This is a genomic window from Bacillus sp. FSL R5-0820 (genome assembly GCF_038593385.1).
GTDB classification, from domain to species: domain Bacteria; phylum Bacillota; class Bacilli; order Bacillales; family Bacillaceae; genus Bacillus; species Bacillus altitudinis.
On record NZ_CP151991.1, the window covers coordinates 876,277 to 895,886 of the forward strand.

A 19,610-nucleotide genomic window follows, 5' to 3' on the forward strand; every position below is an offset into this window, starting at 1 on the left:
TTTACTAGTTTCATGTGGATGTTACAATTGGTTATAATAGTTCAATAAAATGAATGTAAAGAGGCGGAGTTGTTATCTTGCAAATGAAGACGATATTACAGACTATTATTGAAGATGAGCGATCACATGATTATCCGCTTTTTAGACAGTACTGTGTAAGGAAAGAACAGGGTCTGCGTAAAGATGCGTTAAAGGTTCTTCAGTCTTTTGTTAAAGAGATGAATAAGAACGAATTTACAGCACGGCGTTCATTTGTTGTTTGGCTGTTTGATTACATTGAACGTTTTGAGGATGGTCATCATTTGCTTGTGTATCCATTGGTACATGGGGTGATCCACCCTGTTCTTCGAGAGTGGGAAAATATTGATCCAATGGATGTGAGACCGTATCGCTGGCAAGGCTTGTTTGTGCATCAGGGGGAAGGTCTGCCCTATTTATTGAAGGCATTAGAGATGGGAGGCAGCAAAGAGCAGCGAGTGATTGTTCAAATTTGCGAAACCTATTTCTCGGCTTTGTGGTATTCGTTTCATCATATACATGAAGAACTTTATTTAAGCACCTATGAGAAAGATCATGAGCGAATTCAAGGGATTCAAGATGTCATGAAACTGATCGAAGATAAAAATGTTCAAAGCAATGTTGAAAAACTAGCAGTCTACTATAACCAGCTTTTATCGGACTGGAAGGAATTTCAGCAGACGGAGACAAGAGGCTTTGTGAAATGGTGTGCGGATCGTAAGAAGCCCTATGAGTGGGTACAGACATTTTACTATAATCAATAGTTGTTTTTCATAAGAAAAAGGCTGGGGTCAACCCTGCCTTTTTTATTTATGCCATATTCTTTCTATTTCTACATGGTCTGCTTTAAAATATTTCAGGATGTAGACATCTGGATTGCTTAGTTGTTCCCACTCCTTGAATCCAATTGCGGGATCGGCGTGTTTTAGAAGCAGGCTCATAATATTGCCATGAGTGGCGAATAAAGTATGATCTCTTCCTAATTTTATTTGTTCATAGAGTGCCTCTACAATACGATTCATCGCTTCTTGGCTCGACTCTCCGCCTTCACAGGTCATATGCAAGTCCGAAAAACTGAGCTTTAGTTTTTCATACCAATTCTTCATTGGTTGACTGCTTAACCTACGTTCAGAGAGCCGTTTGTCAATTTGTACCTTTATTTGTTTGGCATAAGCAAGGGGCTCAGCGGTTTGAATCGCTCGTTTATAAGGACTTGAGATGATGTGGTTGAGCTGAATGCCGGAAAAAAACTGTGCGAGTTCATGCGATTGTGTGATGCCTTGAGGCGTTAAAGACGCATCCTCGGATTGTCCATCTGCTTGACAGTGTCTGACGAAATAATATGTCTTCATAGGGGGTACACCTTCCTCTAAGTATAAAAAAATCATCCAATATTGGATGAGGGTTCACGAAAGTTGAGGTTCTATTTGTTCGTGTCTGCTTCTTTGTATGGATCTATCAGTTTTGAGGTTAGGTCTAAGTTGAACAAAAAATCATCTATGGTGTCTGTGCCAAAGGGAAGGGTGGAAAAGTTAATTGGGATGCTGTCTTCTTGCGTTTCTGAAGTAATCGGCTGTTTGTGCTGCTTTTTTCTCCAGTTCTTAAACAAGCGCATGTGAGGCCCCCTTTTCTAAAAAAAGATGGATTTATACATAATATACGGGGAGAGTTGTCCGAGCGTCAATTGTTTTCTTCAAAAGGATTTATTACATTTGTACGGAAAGAGCCACAGCTAAGTGCGGATCTTTCCGTGTTTTGACATGGCACGGTGTATGGCTTGTTGTACCTTTCGTTCGCATCTGATGTTGTATGGCTTCTTATGGAGTTTACTCGTCTTAAATTGACCAATTACACGCCGGACTCCTTGATCATAAATGATCAGCTCTCTGCTCGTTTGATCACTTAATAACGCTTGAAACCAGCTGTATTTTTTTAGCTGTGCTGCATTCCGTGATATATCATCTTCATCTACCTGTAAAAAAGGGATATACAGAGCAAGATTGAAGATGTCTAAAATGAATCCCATATCACTGACCCCCTTCATATCGTTTATTACGTTTAGAAAGGGGAATGGTTCCTTTCAATTGGTTTTAAAAACAATCCCAGTGCATGAACCATTCTTTATTGTCTTTGTCGTAATAGAAATACATCGTGCCGTTATCACCAATCATGAACCGAGGTTTTTCCTCTGAGGCGATTTGCAGCATGAATTCTCCTGACATTTGGTGGGGAGGAGATTGGATGTAAGCTCCGTATCCACCGATTTTTGTGAACGAGTAGTTTGAGTAATGCTCGAAGAAATGATCTGTCGCTTCTTCACTTTCATTAACCTCTGATAAGTCAACGTATGACCAAGCTTCCTCCCAGCATGGATAATCCGGTTGTTCCCCTTCGAGCCACTCTATTTGGAAAGGTTTCATTCCTTTCACGTCTTCAGGGGTCTCAGCGATTTCTAATCCTTCCATTGATGAATATTCAATGAGTTTCCAGCCCTCACCGTTTTTGGCGATATCGACCGGAAGGGTTTTCTTGTTGATGAAAATTTGAATCAACTTACATTCATCAAAGCCGTTCATTCCCCCTGGTACTTCGGGTAAATACATTTGTAAAATGGGAATCATAGCTCCATCTTGATCTGCCGGCCACCCTTTATCACGTTGGATGAAAAAATGACCAGCAAACCAGCTGTACTTAGATGGATCAGGGCGAAACCCGCCTATTTTGGCTAAAATAGGTGTTTTTCCTAGTTGATTTAATTCGTCAAAAGCTTTGATCTTCATTTATCTATCCTCCATTCTTTAGCCAGCAATGTGTGCATCTTGGAACGTTCCATTCATATTGCCAGAGACAATGATGACATGTCCCCAAAATAAATCTCCGTCATGATAGTAGGCTTCGAATTCTCCATTTGGATAAGCATGGAGGCTTTCAAGAGAGATGCGGCTGATAAATTGATCCGGTGTGATCTCTTCTGAATTTTCAGCGGAGTCGTCTTGTTCCTGCCAATCTTTTGCTAGTTCAATCAGCTGATTTGCTGCATATGACTTCATGGAGGCATCCCATGTCGTCTGCTCTTCTACGAGTTGTCTAGCCGTTTTCAGAGAGTCATTCATTTCTTCCTCTTCTTCAAGATTGAAGTAAAGAAGGCACTCCTCATTGCCCCACTGGATGGTTGTTTCAAATAAGTCTAGTCCTTTCACTAATTCAAAGGTACCCAGCTTGTCATCGTGGTAAAAGATAGGTTGTTGAGCTTCTTCTAATATTTCTTGAAGTTCCTTATCTTCAGTATCTGTATCAACAAGTGAAACGAGCATGAATTCACCTTCACCTTTACGTACTTGAAGTGTGACGATAGATTCTTTATGTAATTGCGCTTGTTTTTCCCGTAATCCCTTTTCATCTGTTAACCAGCACAGTCTTACTTTTTCGGTTACGATGCGGTCTTTTTCCTTCCATGCAATGAGTGGGATTGAAGCAGTCCAAAGAGTTTCTTTTCCCGCTTTTCCTGCGCCGACTCCAGAAGGTCCTGTAACAGCCATGATGTCTATCACTTCTTCTGAGAATCTTTGTTCAAATATGTTGACTTGTTTGTTTGATTTCATAGAATGTCCCCCAGCTTGATTTATTTGATGGAGCTATACCTTTATCACACCGTACATTGGCAGGGGAAATCAAGCTTTTTTTGCTTAAAACTGTTTTTTAGGTTTGTGGTAGCAGAGAGGATACATGGATTGCTGGAGGTTGAGTCACAATAAAAAAGCAAATTGGTTCGGATTTTGTATAAATTTGGCTAAGTGAGTCGAAAAGCCTAGGTGATTCTTCCTTTTCTTTATAATTACTTTGACACGATTAGATGAAAAAAGTAAAGTAGTACTGAGTGATTTACAAAACCTTCATCATTCTCTGAAACATGAAGCGGCAGTAAATTTAATGTAAATGGATATTTTTCCTTTTATTTACTCGTATTTTTTTTGAAACTTATGATGCTTCTTATTCGTTATATTAAAGGAGCACATGTAACCTGCGGAGAAAAGAGCATCGGAATGCTTGGTGCAGAAGATTTACATTTGCAAAATCAATGTAAATTTTTTATGATTTCATTTATATCAGATCGAAAATAAGAAAGAAGAGGTTTTATGAAAAAAATATTTGCGAACAAATATAGCTTTTTTGTTTTGGCTGTTCTTCTATTTTGGGCAAAATCGTACACAGCCTACAAAATGGACTTTAATTTAGGAGTGAAGGGATCTTTTCAAGAGGGTCTTCTCTTATTAAATCCATTCAGTTCAGCCATCGTGTTTTTAGGACTTGCTCTCTTTTTGAAGGGGCGTAAATCGGCCATTGTTTTAATTGTCATTGATTTTATTATGACCGCACTTTTATATGCGAATGTAGCGTACTATCGTTTCTTTGATGATTTTTTAACATTCCCCACAATGAAACAAGCCGGTAATCTTGGGGGAGGTATGACTGGCGGTGTGTTAGCAAGTATTAAGCCGCATGACCTTTTGTACTTCCTTGATATCATCATTTTAATTGCCATTGTCATTTGGAGACCAGAAGTGAAGAAGTTCCAAATGAAAAAAACTTTCGCACTGCTGATTGTGGCTGCAGGTGTTGGACTGTTCTTCGTTAACCTACACTTAGCTGAAAAAGATCGTCCAGAATTATTGACGAGAACATTTGATCATAAGTATATTGTGAAATATTTAGGTGTTTATAACTATGCGATTTATGACGGCGTGCAAACCGCACAAAATGCAACGCAGGTAGCAAATGCGAGTAGTGATGATTTAACGGATGTCGTGAACTATACGACCTCTCACTATGCGAAACCAAATGCAGAATACTTTGGTCAAGCAAAAGGGAAAAACATCATCAAAATCCATTTAGAAAGCTTCCAGTCATTTTTAATTGACTACAAGTTAAATGGAGAAGAAGTGACGCCGTTTTTAAACAAACTAGCTCATGGAAAAGAAGATTTTACGTATTTTGATAACTTCTTCCACCAGACTGGTCAAGGGAAGACTTCTGATGCTGAGCTCATGATGGATAATAGTATGTTTGGCTTGCCAGAGGGTGCAGCGTTTGTGACAAAAGGTGAAAATACTTTCCAATCACTTCCTGCCATCTTAGATCAAAAAGCAGGCTATACGAGTGCAGTGCTTCACGGGGATTATAAATCTTTCTGGAACCGTGATACGATTTATAAACATATGGGAATTGATCAATTCTTCGATGCATCTTATTACAACATGGATGAAGAAAACCTTGTAAACATGGGTCTGAAGGATAAACCGTTCTTTAAAGAATCAATCCCAATGTTAGAATCAATGAAAAAGCCATTTTATGCACACTTAATGACATTGACCAACCATTATCCATTTAATTTAGATGAGAAAGATGCGACAATCGCTAAGGCAACAACTGGCGATAAAACAGTGGATAATTATTTCCAAACAGCGAGATACTTGGATGAGTCATTAGAACAATTCTTTAAGGACTTGAAAAAATCAGGTCTGTATAAAGACTCAGTGATTCTATTATATGGTGACCATAACGGTATTTCTGAAAACCATAACCGTGCAATGAGTGAGATTCAAGGGAAAGAAATTACGCCATATCAAAATGCACAAAATCAGCGTGTACCGCTCATGATTCGGATCCCTGGTAAACAAGGCGGCGTGAATCATACGTATGGCGGTGAAGTAGACGTGATGCCGACGCTTCTTCATTTGCAGGGTATTGATTCAAACGAGTTTGTGAATTTTGGGACAGATCTATTTTCTAAAAAGCATGATCAAACTGTTGCATTCCGTAACGGAAACTATGTGACACCAAAATATACCCTTGTAGATAATACCGTCTACGATACAAAAACGGGTAAAGTTGTGAAACAAAACAAAAAGACAGAAGCGATTAAAGCCCGTGTTGATAATCAGTTAAGCCTTTCAGATAAAGTGCTGTACAGGGATCTTCTTCGATTCCATAAGCTATCTGATTTTAAACCAGTGAATCCATCTGATTATTTCTATGGTAAAACAAACAAAGAGACAGAAGCGGATTCTTCTGCTAACTAACTGAGTTTTGGGCAAGCACAGAAAGGTGCTTGCCTTTTTCTCTCTTACAGCTTGATTTGTTGGCAAAATATGTTTATATTTAGGGAGAAACAAGCGTGGCGCTAGCGGTCAGCTGGCGATAACTCATTTTGTCCTAGGGGATTTCAGGAGGAGCTTATGACAACAAATACAAAAACACAAAAAAAGAAATCAGAATTATGGGGCTGGATCAAAGCCATCTTAATCGCATTTATTGCTGTTTTTATCATTCGTAACTTTTTATTCGCACCGTATATTGTAAAGGGGACTTCTATGGAACCGACACTGCATAATACAGAGCGGGTGTTTGTGAATAAAACAGTGGATTACTTCGGCGATTATAAACGCGGACAGATCATTGTTCTTGATGGGGAAGACCGCAGTACTCACTATGTGAAACGATTGATTGGTTTACCTGGTGATAAAATCGAAATGAAAAATGACCAGCTATATGTGAACGGTCAAAAAGTGGCGGAGCCTTATTTAGCATCAAACAAAAAGAAAGCTGCCGCAGATGGCACCTTGCTGACACCTGATTTTGGTCCTCTTACAGTCCCTAAAGGAAAGTACTTTGTCATGGGTGACAACCGCCAAAACTCAATGGACAGTCGCAACGGTTTAGGTCTTTTTACAAAGAGTGATATTCAAGGGACAACATCATTCGTGTTTTATCCCTTCCAAGATATTCGATTAATCAATCACTAATCAATAAGAAAAAGCACACAGGCGTGTGCTTTTTTTGTTTGGTTAAGACTGGCTTTTTGAAATCGCCTGTTCTAGATCTGCCAGAATATCTTCAATCGCTTCTGTTCCAACAGATAAACGAATAAGTTCTGGTGTCACCCCTGTGGCTTTTTGCTCTGCTTCACTTAATTGCTGATGCGTTGTGCTGGCAGGGTGGATGATGAGTGACTTAGAGTCGCCTACGTTTGCAAGATGTGAGAAAAGCTGAACCGAATCAATGAGTTTTTTTCCTGCGTCTTTGCCACCTTTAATGCCGAATGTGAGGATGGCGCCTTGTCCTTTTGGTAAATAAGTTTGAGCCAGCTCAAAGGATTCATGGCCTTCAAGACCTGGATAGCTGACCCATTCTACAAGAGGATGATCTTGTAAAAATTGTGCTGTCTTCAATGCATTTTCACTGTGGCGTTCAAGGCGAAGATGCAATGTTTCTAAGCCTTGCAAGAGTAAAAATGAGTTGAATGGTGATAAAGCCGCCCCTAGATCACGTAAGAGCTGTACACGTGCTTTTGTGATATAAGCCGCTTCACCAATCGCTTCTGTATACGTCAGACCATGATAGCTAGGGTCTGGTTCCGTCAGTCCTTTGAACTTATCACTATCACTCCAAGGAAACTTGCCGCTGTCGACGATGACTCCGCCAATGGATGTGCCATGGCCGCCGATGAATTTCGTCGCTGAATGGACGACAATGTCTGCGCCAAATTCAATCGGTCTTAACAAATAAGGGCTGGCAAGTGTGTTATCCACAATTAGAGGGATATGGTGCTTGTGTGCAATGGCTGATACGGCTTCAATATGTAAAATGTCGCCTTTTGGATTTCCGATGCTCTCTGCATACACGGCTTTTGTTTTATCTGTAATGGCTGCTTCAAGTTCTTCAAGGTTTGAGGAATCCACAAATTTCACTGTAATTCCGAGCTTTTTTAATGTATGAGCAAATAAATTATATGTGCCGCCATACAGACTGCTGGAGGATACGATTTCGTCACCAGCTCCTGCAATGTTTAAAATGGAGTAAGTGGTCGCTGCTTGTCCTGAGGAGACAGCAAGTGCACCAATTCCACCTTCAAGCTCAGCGATCCGTTTTTCAAACACATCATTTGTCGGGTTCATAATACGTGAATAAATATTACCGGGTTCCTGAAGTCCAAATAAATTCGCCGCATGCTCACTATCTCTAAAACCGAAAGAGCTTGTTTGGTAAATAGGTACAGCTCTTGAATAGGTGGCTGAATCCAGTTCTTGACCTGCGTGTATTGCTTTTGTTTCTAAACGAAATTGAAGTTCTTCTGACATGTGTGTATCCTCCTTTTGTTAGATAAAACCAACTACTTTAATAAGAAATATTTAATAAGACTATAAATCTTGTTTAGTGCACGGTCAATCATTTTTTAGATAAATCTGAAAAAACAATAAATATAGTTGACATGTCGGAATAGTATGTATTAACATAAGCATACTGAAAATACCAACAAGAATCGCTGATCGGTCAACCGAAGGCTCGTTCACTCAGACATGAGTGAAGGGCCTTTTTTTATTTTAATCAGGAGGGAAGTTGAAGATGGAGAAAAAGAAAAAACGAAAAAAATACAGAAAACATATGGATATCACATTAGACATTTTGATTGAGCGTAACAAATATGAGATTTACAGCAATCAAGAACGAATAGAAGCCATTTACGATCGTATTGATGAAAAACATACAAGGTCGAAATAACCATTTTATAAAATATAGTTGATTTATAGGAATAATATGATTTAGGATGGTGCTAACAACTCAATATGAAAAGCTGATCGGACAAAACGAAGGCTCTTATCTCTCTTTTGGGATAAGGGCCTTTCTGTGTATCTATCTGATGACAAGAGGAGTGAACTTGCATTGACTATTTCCATTGATATTGTGGATAAGTCTTTTTGGAAAGACAAACAAACCATTCAAGTACTTGAAAACGTAAGGCTCACCATCGTTCCTGGTGAATTCGTGACGGTGATTGGTCCGAGCGGTTGCGGGAAAAGTACATTGCTGAAGATGATTGGAGGGCTTGATACAGATTATGATGGGCAGATCGTGATAGGAGAAAGGCGTGTGACAGAACCAGGAATGAAACAGGGCTTTATTTTTCAAGAGCATCGCTTATTTCCATGGCTGACGGTCGAAGAAAATATCGCTGCCAATTTCAATTTAAAACAAGCAGCTGTTCGCCGCAAAGTGGACGAATTAATTGAAATTGTTCGGTTAAAAGGTTTTGAACACGCCTATCCACATGAGCTTTCAGGCGGGATGTCACAACGTGTTGCTATTGCAAGAGCACTCCTGCGTGATCCGGAGATTTTATTGCTTGATGAACCTTTTGGTGCGCTAGATGCATTTACACGGAAACACTTACAGGATGTGCTGCTGGATATTTGGCAGGAGAAAAGAACAACGATGGTGCTTATCACTCATGATATTGACGAATCCATTTATTTAGCCAATGAAATTGTGCTGTTACAAGCAAGACCCGGCCGAATTCATAAAATCCTTCCCGTGAACTTACCATTCCCGCGGAATAGAACGTCAACAGCTTTTCAGAGCTTAAGACAAAAGGTGCTTTCAGAATTTGAGAAAACAGATGAGCTGTTACTGACGAATGGCTCAGGAATTTAAGGAGGTCAAATCGAATGAAAAGGCAAAAAAGGATCGTTCTCTTTCTGGGTATCCTCCTTGTATTAGCTGGGTGTGGTCAAGCAGCGAATGGATCAGAAGACAAGCCGAAAGAGATTCGGATTGGGATTCAGCAAAGTCTAAGCCCACTTCTTTTAGCGAAGGAAAAAGGGTGGTTTGAGCAATCATTTGAAAAAGAAGGTATGAAAGTCAAGTGGGTGGAGTTCCAAAGTGGTCCTCCCCAATTCGAAGGGCTCGCCGCCAATCAATTAGATTTTTCACAGGTTGGTAATTCACCTGTTATAGCTGGTCAGGCAGCAGGTATTGATTTTAAGGAAATTGGTTTATCTCAGGATGGGTTAAAGGCGAATGGGATTTTAGTGAATAAGAACAGTGAGATTCAAAAAGTAGAAGATTTAAAAGGGAAAAAAATCGCCGTTGCCAAAGGAAGCAGTGGTTTTGACTTTTTATACAAAGTATTAGATCAGGCAGGTTTATCTGCAAAGGATGTCCAGATCATTCAGCTTCAGCCGGATGAGGCAATATCTGCGTTTGAAAATGGGTCAGTTGATGCTTGGTCGATCTGGGAGCCGTTCTTATCACTTGAAACGATAGAAAAGGGAGCAAAGCTACTGGTTAATGGAGAAGCGACCGATTTATATTCACCTGGATTCACACTTGTCAGAACCAAGTTTGCCGATGAACACCCTGAACTAGTGGTGCAATTTTTAAAAGTATATGACAAAGCGGTGAAATGGCAGAAAGATCATCAACAGGAAGCCATTACACTTTATGCTCGTTTGAAACAATTAGATCAGAAGGTGGTGACACAAGTATTAAACAATACAGAGCCGCTCAATGAGCCCATTTCTAAGAAAATCATAAACGCCCAGCAGCATACAGCTGATTTTCAATATCAAACAAAGGCGATTCAGCGGAAGATTGATGTCAATCAGGTGGTAGATAATTCGTTTATTGAAAAAATGCTGAAAGAGGAGAAGAGTTGATGAAAGCTGCATCTAACCCAGCCCTTGTGACTAAAACCGAGCGAATGAAGAAAAAAAGGAGAAAAGCTTCATCCTTCATCATGTTAAAAGGACTTGTATTACCTGCTTTACTCATTGCGATTTGGCAGGGAGCTGCTGCTTCCCAAATCGTTTCTTCTACTGTACTACCTGCACCCACTGTCATTGCGGAATCTTTTCGTGAGTTGATTCGTTCCGGTGAGCTGTTTGGCCATCTTTACATCAGTCTCTACAGAGCAATATGCGGGTTTTTACTTGGGGGAGGTTTAGGGCTTGTGATGGGGCTGTGTGTCGGTTTTTCTAGGAAAACCGAGCAGTATGTAGATCCGACCTTGCAAATGCTGAGAACAGTTCCTCATTTAGCGGTGACTCCTTTATTTATTCTTTGGTTTGGTTTTGATGAATCAGCGAAAATTTTATTGATTGCACTTGGGGCTTTTTTTCCGATCTATATCAATACCTTTCTAGGAATTCGCAGTGTAGATAACAAGCTGTTCGATGTGGCTCGCGCTTTAGAGTTTAATCTGTATCAAAATATCACAAAGCTCATTTTACCTGCTGCCCTTCCTCATATTCTTCTGGGCGTGAGGCTTTCATTAGGCATTGCCTGGCTTGGTTTAGTGGTGGCTGAATTGATGGGGTCGAGTAGTGGAGTCGGCTACATGATTATGGATGCAAGACAATTCTCGCAAACGGATAAAGTGTTTGTAGGGATTATCATCTTTGCGGTAGTTGGTAAGATGACTGATTCATTTGTACGGCTGTTAGAAAAGCGACTACTCAAATGGCGCACAAGTTATCAAGGTGAAAAATAATAGGAGGCGATATGATGAATATTCTATGGTTTATTCCAACGCATGGGGATGGGCGTTATTTAGGATCATCGAAAGGGGCAAGACAGGCAGACTATCCGTATTTTAAACAAATTGCTCAAGCTGCCGATCAGCTTGGGTACACAGGGGTCTTGCTGCCTACAGGTAGATCTTGTGAAGATCCATGGCTGACAGCGGCCGCTTTAGCTGCAGAAACAACCCATTTAAAGTTTCTTGTGGCTCTTCGGCCAGGGTTGATGCAGCCGTCTGTTGCTGCTAGAATGACCTCCACATTTGATCGGCTTTCAGGCGGGAGACTGCTGATCAATGTTGTAGCGGGAGGAAGTAAAGAAGAACTTGAAGGAGACGGGCTATTCATTTCTCATGATGAACGCTATGAGGCAACAGAAGAATTTTTGACCATCTGGAAGCGGTTATTGAAAGGAGAGAATGTTCAGTTTCAAGGGAAGCATCTGCAAGCACAAAATGGACGTCTGCTATTTCCACCAGCTCAAACACCACATCCACCCGTTTTTTTTGGAGGATCATCAGAAGCAGGCATTCAAGCCGCTGCAAAACATACAGATGTTTATTTAACTTGGGGCGAGCCGCCTGCACAAGTAAAAGAGAAAATCGTACAAGTGAAAAAGCAGGCTGAAAAGGAAGGAAGAACGGTGAGGTTTGGTATTCGACTTCATGTGATCGTGAGAGAAACGGAAGATGAAGCTTGGCAGGCAGCGGAACATCTGATTCGTCATTTAGATCAAGAGACTATTGATGAGGCGCAAAAGACTTTACAAGGGATGGACTCAGTAGGGCAAAAACGAATGGTTGAATTACATCAAGGGAATAAAGAGAAGCTTGAAATTAGCCCTAATCTTTGGGCAGGCATTGGCTTAGTTAGAGGCGGGGCAGGAACAGCGCTCGTCGGGGACCCGCATACAGTAGCAGAACGTATAATAGAATATCAGTCTCTAGGTATTGATACATTTATCTTTTCTGGTTATCCGCACTTAGAAGAATCTTATTATTTTGCAGAACTTGTTTTCCCGCTTCTCCCATTTAAAAGAAATGGTGATGCAGGACCACACGTTCCAGCTGGTGAAATTATTGGGAACAATTACTTTCCTGATACAGCCTCTGCTGCAAGTTCCTCATAAATGAAAGCAAAGCAGTCATACTTGTCGGGCTGCTTTGCTTTTTTTATAGAAAGAGAAGCAAGTAAAATGATATGTGCTGTGGAAGAAGGCAAGGGCTTTTTTCCCAACAGGTTTTCTTGTATATACATATTTTAAGAGACAAGAGAAGAAGGAAAATATGCTCACTCTTTTGTCGGAATTATCAGTTAATATGTCGTATTTGATGTGTTAACGACATATAATTAGGACTTTTATATCTGATATATCGGGGGAATTCTTTCTATCTCAAAAAAATGAAAGATTAAATAGAAGAGATGATGAAAATGAACTATTTGAAAAAAGGCAGAAAAAAGATGGTTTAATTGACATTATATGGGTTTGTTGGTTCTTACGTTGTGGTGAAAAATAGTGAAAAAGGAAGAATTTATACAGTTGAACATGAATAATTGAATAAAAAGTCACATTTTACACGAAAATACGTTCGGTCAAAAATGGGATCTTCTGTTGATGTTTGGAGTGTGACGCCTATGATACGATCATCATAAGCTGGGAGGTGAAAAGTATGACTTATGCAGCGCCGCAAGTTGACTATTCCACTATGGAACCTGCTATTATGGACCAAGCTTGGTTCTTAGTATTTGTTGCTGTCCTTCTTGGATTGGGAGCAACAGTTGTTCTAGGAGCAGCAGTTTGGTGTTTAGCAAACGGCAAGGGTAGCTTTACAGGAGCCGTTCAGTGGGAAAGTGGCTTAAAAGTCCAAATTGAATGTAAGTAGCTATACTTAGGATTCATCTTTTTACTTCTTAGATAAGACACCAGGGCTAAACCGTCTGTGGCGGGCGGTTTAGCCTGATCTGTTTTTAAAGAATATGCAGACACTTGGAGGTTATATGTTTACGATCGAGAATTTAACCAAGACGTATAAAAATAACGTGACTGCTGTCAATGATTTTCATTTGAAAATTGCCCCTCATCAAATCGTTGCTGTGGCTGGACCAAATGGATCTGGTAAAACAACGATGATTAACTGTGTACTCGGCATCATTAAGCATACAGAAGGAACCATTCATATCAAGGATGTCACAAATGATGATCCATCCTTTAAAAAACAAGTCGCCTATGTTCCAGATGATCTGCTGCTCCCTGAAGCATTGACTGGTGCTGAATATTTAGATTTTGTTTCTTCTATGTATGAATGTAAAACAATTCAAAGAAGAAATCAACTAATTGAATTGTTTGATATGGAATCAGCTTTATCAAGACCGATTGAAACCTATTCCCATGGAATGAAAAAAAAGACACAGCTGATTGCTGCCTTTATGCTTGAGAGTCAATTAGTGATCATGGATGAGCCCTTTAGAGGACTTGATATTGAAGCGGTTATAAACACAAAGAAACTGATGAAACGTTATGCCGAGCACCATGGTGCAATCTTGCTTTCAACGCATGATATGCTTTCAGCGGAAGAGCTGTGCCACAAGATCGCCATTATTTCTAAAGGAAATAAAATGGATGAAGGGACGGTTTCAGCCTTAAAAGAAAAGTATCAATCAAGCACATTGGAACAGGTGTTTCTGAAAGCTTCAATGTTAAGTGATAGGGGTGCACATTTTGATGAAATCATTAATCATTTCTAAAATGATGCTTAAAATGTGGCAGCAGGAGATGTATAAGCTCTTTGATACTCAAACGAAGCGAATCATTGTGGTCTTATTCTTTTTGTTTGCAGTCACAATGGGAGCCATCATCGGATACAGTTTTACGGGTGTCTTTATGAAGGCTTTCTTAAATGGAGATGAACGTTCACTTGGGTTGTTGGTTGTGTCGATGGCAATCAATGCATCCATTTTTACAAGCTTGTTATTTGTGCTGATCAAAGTCAGAACACCTGAACAAGATCGTTTTTCTATGCAGCTCAGCTGGTTTCCGCTGTCTACCTTTCAAAAAAGTCTTGGTTACTTCATTCCGATGGTGACAGTCGTGACAGGGCTTGTTTTATTTTTCATCGGGATCTTGCTTTTACCTAATTTTATTGCACAAGGGATCGGTATTTTCTTTATTCTTACGTTCTTTTTGATGGTGCTGTTGCAATCGCTCTTTGTCTTAACACTGCTTCAGCTCATTTACAACGTGACTTATTTACTCGTACTAAAATTAAAATTACCGTTGCAAAAATTTGCAGCGATATTTGTTTTATTAGCGCTAGTTGTAGCCTATGGAATGACACATTTCGACATTAATCAAATACAGCAATCATATGTACAGTTTGATTATCATTTGATGTATTTTACAGCACCGTTTTTCTTAGCGGCACAAGGGATGTCTCCTGACGGGGTGAATTATGCGATGTTGATCCTCTTCATCTTATTATCTGCGGGAGGCGCATTTATTTCTCTTGCTTTAATGCCAATTATGGCTGAGAAAAAAGCGTTAACCTTTCTGCACAAACTGCCATTTTCATCTTCGAAAAAGTGGTCACTCATTGTAAAGGAAATAAAGTCACAAGTGAGAAATGAAGAAAATATTTTAAACTTTCTCATTCTCCTTATTGTCATTTTATTTGTCCGTTATCAGTTTGCCTTCCGCTTTGAAGGAGAAGCTTTTTTTGTCTTATGTGCGCTAGCTGGGTTAACAGCTTTTAATTCATTTGGCAATGATAAACGAATGCTGGGGATGTATAAAACGTTCGGTCTAAGGCCGTGGGAAGTGGCTCTTTATAAGTTCCTTGGGCTTTTGCTCGTTGGTGTGATCCAAATTGTTTTATTTATGATCACAACACTGACGCTCCCGGATCAGATCTGGATCGTGTTGATTGGCGCTGCTGTCTTGTGTAATGCAACGGCTCTCTTTTATGTGGTAGGTATTTTATTGCCCCTTGATCGAAATAATCCATACACAGGCATTTTCTCGTTTGGAGCGCTTATTTTAATCATGATTCCGATTGTATTTATTGGAAACTATGTGATAGTGGAATCGAGTCAAATGCTTCAGTGGCTGCTTGTGGCAGGATTTGAATGTCTGCTCATCTTTGCCATATATAAAGGTTTTTCATGGAGGTATTCACATGATTCAACTTCTTAACAATAAGCTAAAGATTGAGCGGGTGCCGGCACTTGCGCCATATGTGACTTTACAAAAAAGACATTTGACTGATACGCAGTACGGAAGTTCGCTTCCGATTAACGAAAGTGCATATCATATGTTAACGAAAGTGGATGGTCAAAGGACAGAGGCGAGTATTACGGCAGAGCTCGCCGATTTGTTTCAGGTCGATGAGTCTGTGATTGCCCGCGATTTTTATCAATTGATGATGGGGCTGAATCAGCATCACTTGCTGTCGATTCATTATCAATCGCCATATCGGACTGTCACAGCCTTCTGTCAATTTTTTAAGCAGTATCAAGTAAAGATGAAAGAGCGGTTTGACTGCACGGGTCATTCATTTCTTCACATATTGGGTACGGCTCTGCTGATGGTGACGCGCAAAATCATCTTTTTCTGGGTGCTTTTTATGATCATGGCGGGAATCGCCTTTTTATTTATTCCTGATCCATCGATTGCAGCCATTGCGATTTATTTTACGATTATTTATTTCGGATTAATTACTGGAACTGCCTTGCATGAGGCGGCGCATGGGTATGCACATCGGAAGTTCGCCGGCCGGGATGGCCCTCAAGGCTTTTTTGCGAGCGATATGATGTCTGTGAAATTTGTGAGGCCTGTTTTAGATCCGTTTCAGAAAAAACAGGTGTGGATTACACTGCTTGGTCCGCTTTTGCCGGGGCTCATTGGCGCAGCCGGAATCATTGTGACTGTTTTATTTCTAAAAGAAAATCCAATTTCGACAGGGTTTTTCATTTTTTCAATCACGTATTTTATTCAATTGCTCTACCTTCTTCCGTTTATGGGGGATGGTAAGTCTATTATGAAGCAGTTATTGCTTGGTGGAATGGGAGGACAACGATCATGAACGTTCAGGCAATGAAACAAGGTGCAATTGTTGGTAGTTTCCTAGGTTTCTTAGGTTTTCCGATGCTGACCATTGGTGTTCTGTTCTATCACTTATTTCAATCAAAAACAAATAATGAATTATTATTTAACAGTCTTGCTTTTGAAATGGAAGGTTCGTCTGCATTTACGTTCCAAATCAAACCAAACTTTTTTATTTATATGGTTGTCATTTTTGCTGTCAGTTTTCTCATTGTGGCATTCCTATCAGCCATGAAACAGAAAAAAGCGAAAGATTAGGAGAATTCTCCTAATCTTTTTTTGTATATTAAACCAAATTTTAGTATAATAAAAAATAAATGTATAAAAGGGGATATCAATGATTAAGAAATGGAGCATTCTTTTATTTACTGTTTTTCTATTAGCAGGATGCGGCGAGAAGGCTGCAGAAACAACAACGACAGAGAAAACGGTCTCTAAAATAGAAACAGAGTCTGACTCTCAAAACCAAGTAACTATTGAAAAAATGAAATTGACAAAGAAAGAAAAAAACTTACTAGAGGCATCAACGACGAATGAAATAGTAGCTCTTACACTTAAAGGATTAACGAAGAATGATAAGAGTATTACTTTTATCGGGAGCCACTACAAAAATGGCCGGCTAGTTAATAAGGAGGCATCTTCTTCGACTTTTACGTTACATCAGGATGGTACCGACCAAACGATGAATGTACTTTTACAATTAAGGCATGAGAAAGATACATATGAATCACAATTTAGTATGTGGTCAGATAACAAGAATGAGGGAATGACAAAAGCAACAGCAAGCTTTCCATTCAAAGTAAGTGATTATGTTTTTTCTGCACAATCTGATACGGTCAAAGTAACTTCTGGAGGAAAGGCACTGATTGCGTATACAGCGGCAATGGGGAAAGACGGAAATTCACCGATGCTTGAAGTGATTGAGAAAAATCCTAAGCAAGCGCTGAAGAATAAGTCACATGCCTATTTATTTTATATCCAGCTAGACAAATAACTATCGTAATATATATGGAGAATATGAAATTTTTTGACGAAAAATCTTCATATTCTCTTGACGAATTGTTAAGAAAGTTGTAACATAATAAAAGTCAACGCAATGACGTTGTCTCTAAAAGATTGATGCGGGTGTAGTTTAGTGGTAAAACCTCAGCCTTCCAAGCTGATGTCGTGAGTTCGATTCTCATCACCCGCTCCAATACATAATTTTGTTTATAACGCAGTATTTCGTTTCATAGATAAACGAAGTGTTGCGTTTTTTATTATGTCAGTATAATGTAAAAAGCACTGTGACCTACAGTGCTTTTTCAATGAGTTCATATTTACTTTCTCCACCATGTATTTGTATAAACATCTTCGTCAAGGATTGTATAAGCGCCTCACTCTTTTCCCGGGAAATAGATGGTGGGAAGAGGATGATTTGAAGAATACTTTTTGTGTCTTGAGAAATTTGAGCTTTACTTGCTTGAGAAAATAACCCTTTAAGCTCTGCGCCATCCTGCCATTCAATATGACCAGTTTCATTTTTGGATAATGAAAGAGGCTCTTTCAATTGATCGGCATCTAATGTAAGGATAGGCAAGAAATATTTTAATGAAAAAAATATCGACAAATCCTGTACGGAATTGGTCGAGTCAATAAATTGTTCTTTTTGAATATCAGCAAGAAGCGGAAGAAAGGGGACATCTTCTAGAAGATTTGTCCATTCTTTGATCGCTGGTACTTCTTCCAAAGTTTGATCTTCATATTCAAAAAACAAAGATTCTTGAAACAGGCGCAGTCGGCCTTTTAACATTTGAGGGGATTTTCCTATCTCAATATGTGAATATTCAATCTGTCCAACATGGATAGACGGGCTTTGAGGTTGGGAGATTTCCAGTTGTATCTTCACAGTGACTCACTCCAATCGGTCATGATACACTCGTATTATACTGAAAACAACTGAAGAAACAAAGAAAGGAGGTTTGCAAGGTGATTCATGTTGGACAATTAAAAGAAGAATTAATTCAATATGCGAACGAAATTGGTGTCGATAAAATTCGATTTGCAAGTGCTGATACATTTGATTCATTAAAGGACCGCCTCATCTTACATGAATCGTTAGGGTATTTGTCCGGTTTTGAAGAGCCTGATATCGAAAAACGAACAAATCCTGCTTTGCTGCTTCCAAAAGCAAAATCAATTGTCGCCATTGCGCTCGCATACCCTTCCAAAATGAAAGATGCTCCCCGAAGTACAAAGGATGCAAGAAGAGGGATTTTTTGCAGGGCTTCATGGGGAACTGATTATCATGTTGTGCTGAAAAAAAAGCTCGACATGCTTGAAGAATTTTTGCGCAGTAAACACGAAGATATAAGGACAAAATCAATGGTGGACACAGGTGAATTGTCTGACCGTGCTGTAGCCGAACGTGCTGGCATTGGCTTTAGTGCAAAGAACTGTATGATTATCACACCAGAGTTCGGATCTTATGTCTATTTGGCTGAGATGATTACAAATGTTCCATTTGAACCGGATGAGAAAATAGAAGACCAGTGCGGAACTTGTAATAAATGTGTGGATTCATGCCCAACGGGTGCTCTTGTGAATCCAGGCCAGCTCAATTCTCAAAGGTGTATTTCGTTTTTAACACAGACAAAAGGTTTTTTACCTGACGAATTTCGCTCGAAAATAGGGAATCGGTTGTATGGATGTGATACGTGCCAAACGGTCTGCCCAATTAATAAAGGGAAAGACTTTCATCTACATCCTGAAATGGAGCCGGACCCTGAAATTGCAAAGCCGCTCTTAAAGCCACTGCTGACAATCAGCAATCGTGAATTTAAAGAGAAGTATGGTCATGTTTCTGGATCATGGCGAGGGAAAAAGCCTATTCAGCGGAATGCCATTTTGGCACTTGCTCACTTTAAAGATACATCTGCTTTGCCAGATTTGGTTGACCTGATGCATAAAGATCCAAGACCGGTCATTCGAGGCACGGCTGCTTGGGCAATCGGTAAAATTGGTGATGGTCAGCAGCTTTCAGAACTCGAAAAAGCCCTTGAGCGGGAAAGTGATGAAGAAGCAAAACAAGAGATCATCAAAGGGATTGAATTGTTACAAACACCTTTAAATACTAAATAACCTCCCATTGAACATAGAAT

Annotated in this window: 22 protein-coding genes and 1 tRNA gene; 16 read left to right on the forward strand and 7 right to left on the reverse strand. The window is 39.7% G+C overall.

Annotated features, from left to right (window positions below; translation table 11 throughout):
• Nucleotides 1-77 precede the first annotated feature (77 nt).
• A complete protein-coding gene (locus NST15_RS04445; RefSeq protein ID WP_035392623.1) occupies nt 78-782 on the forward strand; it encodes a hypothetical protein in 705 nt (234 codons plus the stop codon).
• Between the two features lie 42 nt (nt 783-824).
• Here the strand turns inward: NST15_RS04445 and NST15_RS04450 are convergent, their stop codons facing one another.
• The 5 genes from NST15_RS04450 to NST15_RS04470 form a co-directional block, all read right to left on the reverse strand.
• A complete protein-coding gene (locus tag NST15_RS04450; RefSeq protein WP_342498901.1) occupies nt 825-1,370 on the reverse strand; it encodes a histidine phosphatase family protein in 546 nt (181 codons plus the stop codon).
• A 71-nt stretch (nt 1,371-1,441) separates the two neighbouring features.
• Complete coding sequence (locus NST15_RS04455; protein WP_017360392.1) at nt 1,442-1,633, reverse strand: hypothetical protein; 192 nt, start codon at nt 1,631-1,633, stop codon at nt 1,442-1,444.
• A 117-nt stretch (nt 1,634-1,750) separates the two neighbouring features.
• The gene (locus NST15_RS04460; RefSeq protein ID WP_024719925.1) at nt 1,751-2,044 is read right to left on the reverse strand and encodes a hypothetical protein; all 294 of its coding nucleotides are present in this window, start codon (nt 2,042-2,044) and stop codon (nt 1,751-1,753) included.
• Nucleotides 2,045-2,108: 64 nt separating this feature from the next.
• Complete coding sequence (locus NST15_RS04465) at nt 2,109-2,798, reverse strand: DUF1963 domain-containing protein (protein ID WP_342498902.1); 690 nt, start codon at nt 2,796-2,798, stop codon at nt 2,109-2,111.
• Nucleotides 2,799-2,816: 18 nt separating this feature from the next.
• On the reverse strand, nt 2,817-3,620 hold the full coding sequence (locus NST15_RS04470; protein ID WP_060780908.1) for a DUF2262 domain-containing protein: 804 nt from the start codon (nt 3,618-3,620) through the stop codon (nt 2,817-2,819).
• 534 nt (nt 3,621-4,154) lie between these two features.
• Here NST15_RS04470 and NST15_RS04475 point away from each other — a divergent pair.
• On the forward strand, nt 4,155-6,098 hold the full coding sequence (locus tag NST15_RS04475) for an LTA synthase family protein (RefSeq protein ID WP_017360388.1): 1,944 nt from the start codon (nt 4,155-4,157) through the stop codon (nt 6,096-6,098).
• Between the two features lie 156 nt (nt 6,099-6,254).
• Nucleotides 6,255-6,821, forward strand: a complete 567-nt coding sequence (gene lepB, locus NST15_RS04480) for a signal peptidase I (RefSeq protein WP_017360387.1) — start codon at nt 6,255-6,257, stop codon at nt 6,819-6,821.
• Between the two features lie 42 nt (nt 6,822-6,863).
• On the opposite strand, the gene NST15_RS04485 is transcribed toward lepB, so the two are convergent.
• Nucleotides 6,864-8,156 (reverse strand): homocysteine synthase, encoded by a 1,293-nt coding sequence (locus NST15_RS04485; protein ID WP_008349114.1) that lies wholly within the window; start codon nt 8,154-8,156, stop codon nt 6,864-6,866.
• 265 nt (nt 8,157-8,421) lie between these two features.
• On the opposite strand from NST15_RS04485, the gene NST15_RS04490 reads away from it, so the two are divergent.
• The 12 genes from NST15_RS04490 (at nt 8,422) to NST15_RS04545 (ending at nt 17,665) form a co-directional block, all read left to right on the forward strand.
• Nucleotides 8,422-8,577 carry an FbpB family small basic protein gene (locus NST15_RS04490; RefSeq protein WP_008349111.1) on the forward strand — a complete coding sequence of 52 codons (156 nt, stop codon included), beginning with the start codon at nt 8,422-8,424 and terminating at the stop codon, nt 8,575-8,577.
• Between the two features lie 162 nt (nt 8,578-8,739).
• A complete protein-coding gene (locus tag NST15_RS04495; protein ID WP_065460046.1) occupies nt 8,740-9,507 on the forward strand; it encodes an ABC transporter ATP-binding protein in 768 nt (255 codons plus the stop codon).
• Nucleotides 9,508-9,521: 14 nt separating this feature from the next.
• On the forward strand, nt 9,522-10,511 hold the full coding sequence (locus NST15_RS04500) for an aliphatic sulfonate ABC transporter substrate-binding protein (protein WP_035703372.1): 990 nt from the start codon (nt 9,522-9,524) through the stop codon (nt 10,509-10,511).
• 44 nt (nt 10,512-10,555) lie between these two features.
• A complete protein-coding gene (locus NST15_RS04505) occupies nt 10,556-11,344 on the forward strand; it encodes an ABC transporter permease (protein ID WP_224559741.1) in 789 nt (262 codons plus the stop codon).
• A gap of 14 nt (nt 11,345-11,358) precedes the next feature.
• Entirely contained in the window at nt 11,359-12,501 is a 1,143-nt protein-coding gene (gene ssuD, locus NST15_RS04510; RefSeq protein ID WP_035703375.1) for an FMNH2-dependent alkanesulfonate monooxygenase, read from the forward strand.
• A gap of 541 nt (nt 12,502-13,042) precedes the next feature.
• A complete protein-coding gene (locus tag NST15_RS04515) occupies nt 13,043-13,255 on the forward strand; it encodes a hypothetical protein (protein WP_003211695.1) in 213 nt (70 codons plus the stop codon).
• 115 nt (nt 13,256-13,370) lie between these two features.
• Nucleotides 13,371-14,117: an ABC transporter ATP-binding protein gene (locus tag NST15_RS04520; protein WP_008349096.1), complete on the forward strand. Its 747-nt coding sequence runs from the start codon at nt 13,371-13,373 to the stop codon at nt 14,115-14,117.
• Nucleotides 14,095-15,561, forward strand: a complete 1,467-nt coding sequence (locus tag NST15_RS04525; protein WP_035703377.1) for a hypothetical protein — start codon at nt 14,095-14,097, stop codon at nt 15,559-15,561. The genes NST15_RS04520 and NST15_RS04525 overlap by 23 nt, the downstream gene beginning before the upstream one ends.
• Nucleotides 15,545-16,450, forward strand: a complete 906-nt coding sequence (locus NST15_RS04530; RefSeq protein WP_008349091.1) for a PqqD family protein — start codon at nt 15,545-15,547, stop codon at nt 16,448-16,450. Before NST15_RS04525 ends, NST15_RS04530 begins: the two co-directional genes overlap by 17 nt.
• Nucleotides 16,447-16,728 (forward strand): hypothetical protein, encoded by a 282-nt coding sequence (locus NST15_RS04535; RefSeq protein ID WP_008349089.1) that lies wholly within the window; start codon nt 16,447-16,449, stop codon nt 16,726-16,728. The genes NST15_RS04530 and NST15_RS04535 overlap by 4 nt, the downstream gene beginning before the upstream one ends.
• A 79-nt stretch (nt 16,729-16,807) precedes the next feature.
• A complete protein-coding gene (locus NST15_RS04540) occupies nt 16,808-17,464 on the forward strand; it encodes a hypothetical protein (protein WP_035703379.1) in 657 nt (218 codons plus the stop codon).
• A 127-nt stretch (nt 17,465-17,591) separates the two neighbouring features.
• Nucleotides 17,592-17,665 (forward strand) — tRNA-Gly (locus NST15_RS04545).
• Nucleotides 17,666-17,761: 96 nt separating this feature from the next.
• Here NST15_RS04545 and NST15_RS04550 read toward each other — a convergent pair.
• Nucleotides 17,762-18,358, reverse strand: coding sequence for a hypothetical protein (locus tag NST15_RS04550; RefSeq protein ID WP_342498903.1), 597 nt, complete (start codon nt 18,356-18,358; stop codon nt 17,762-17,764).
• A gap of 83 nt (nt 18,359-18,441) precedes the next feature.
• Between NST15_RS04550 and queG the strand changes: the two genes are divergently transcribed.
• Entirely contained in the window at nt 18,442-19,590 is a 1,149-nt protein-coding gene (gene queG, locus NST15_RS04555) for a tRNA epoxyqueuosine(34) reductase QueG (protein WP_026050065.1), read from the forward strand.
• Nucleotides 19,591-19,610 lie beyond the last annotated feature (20 nt).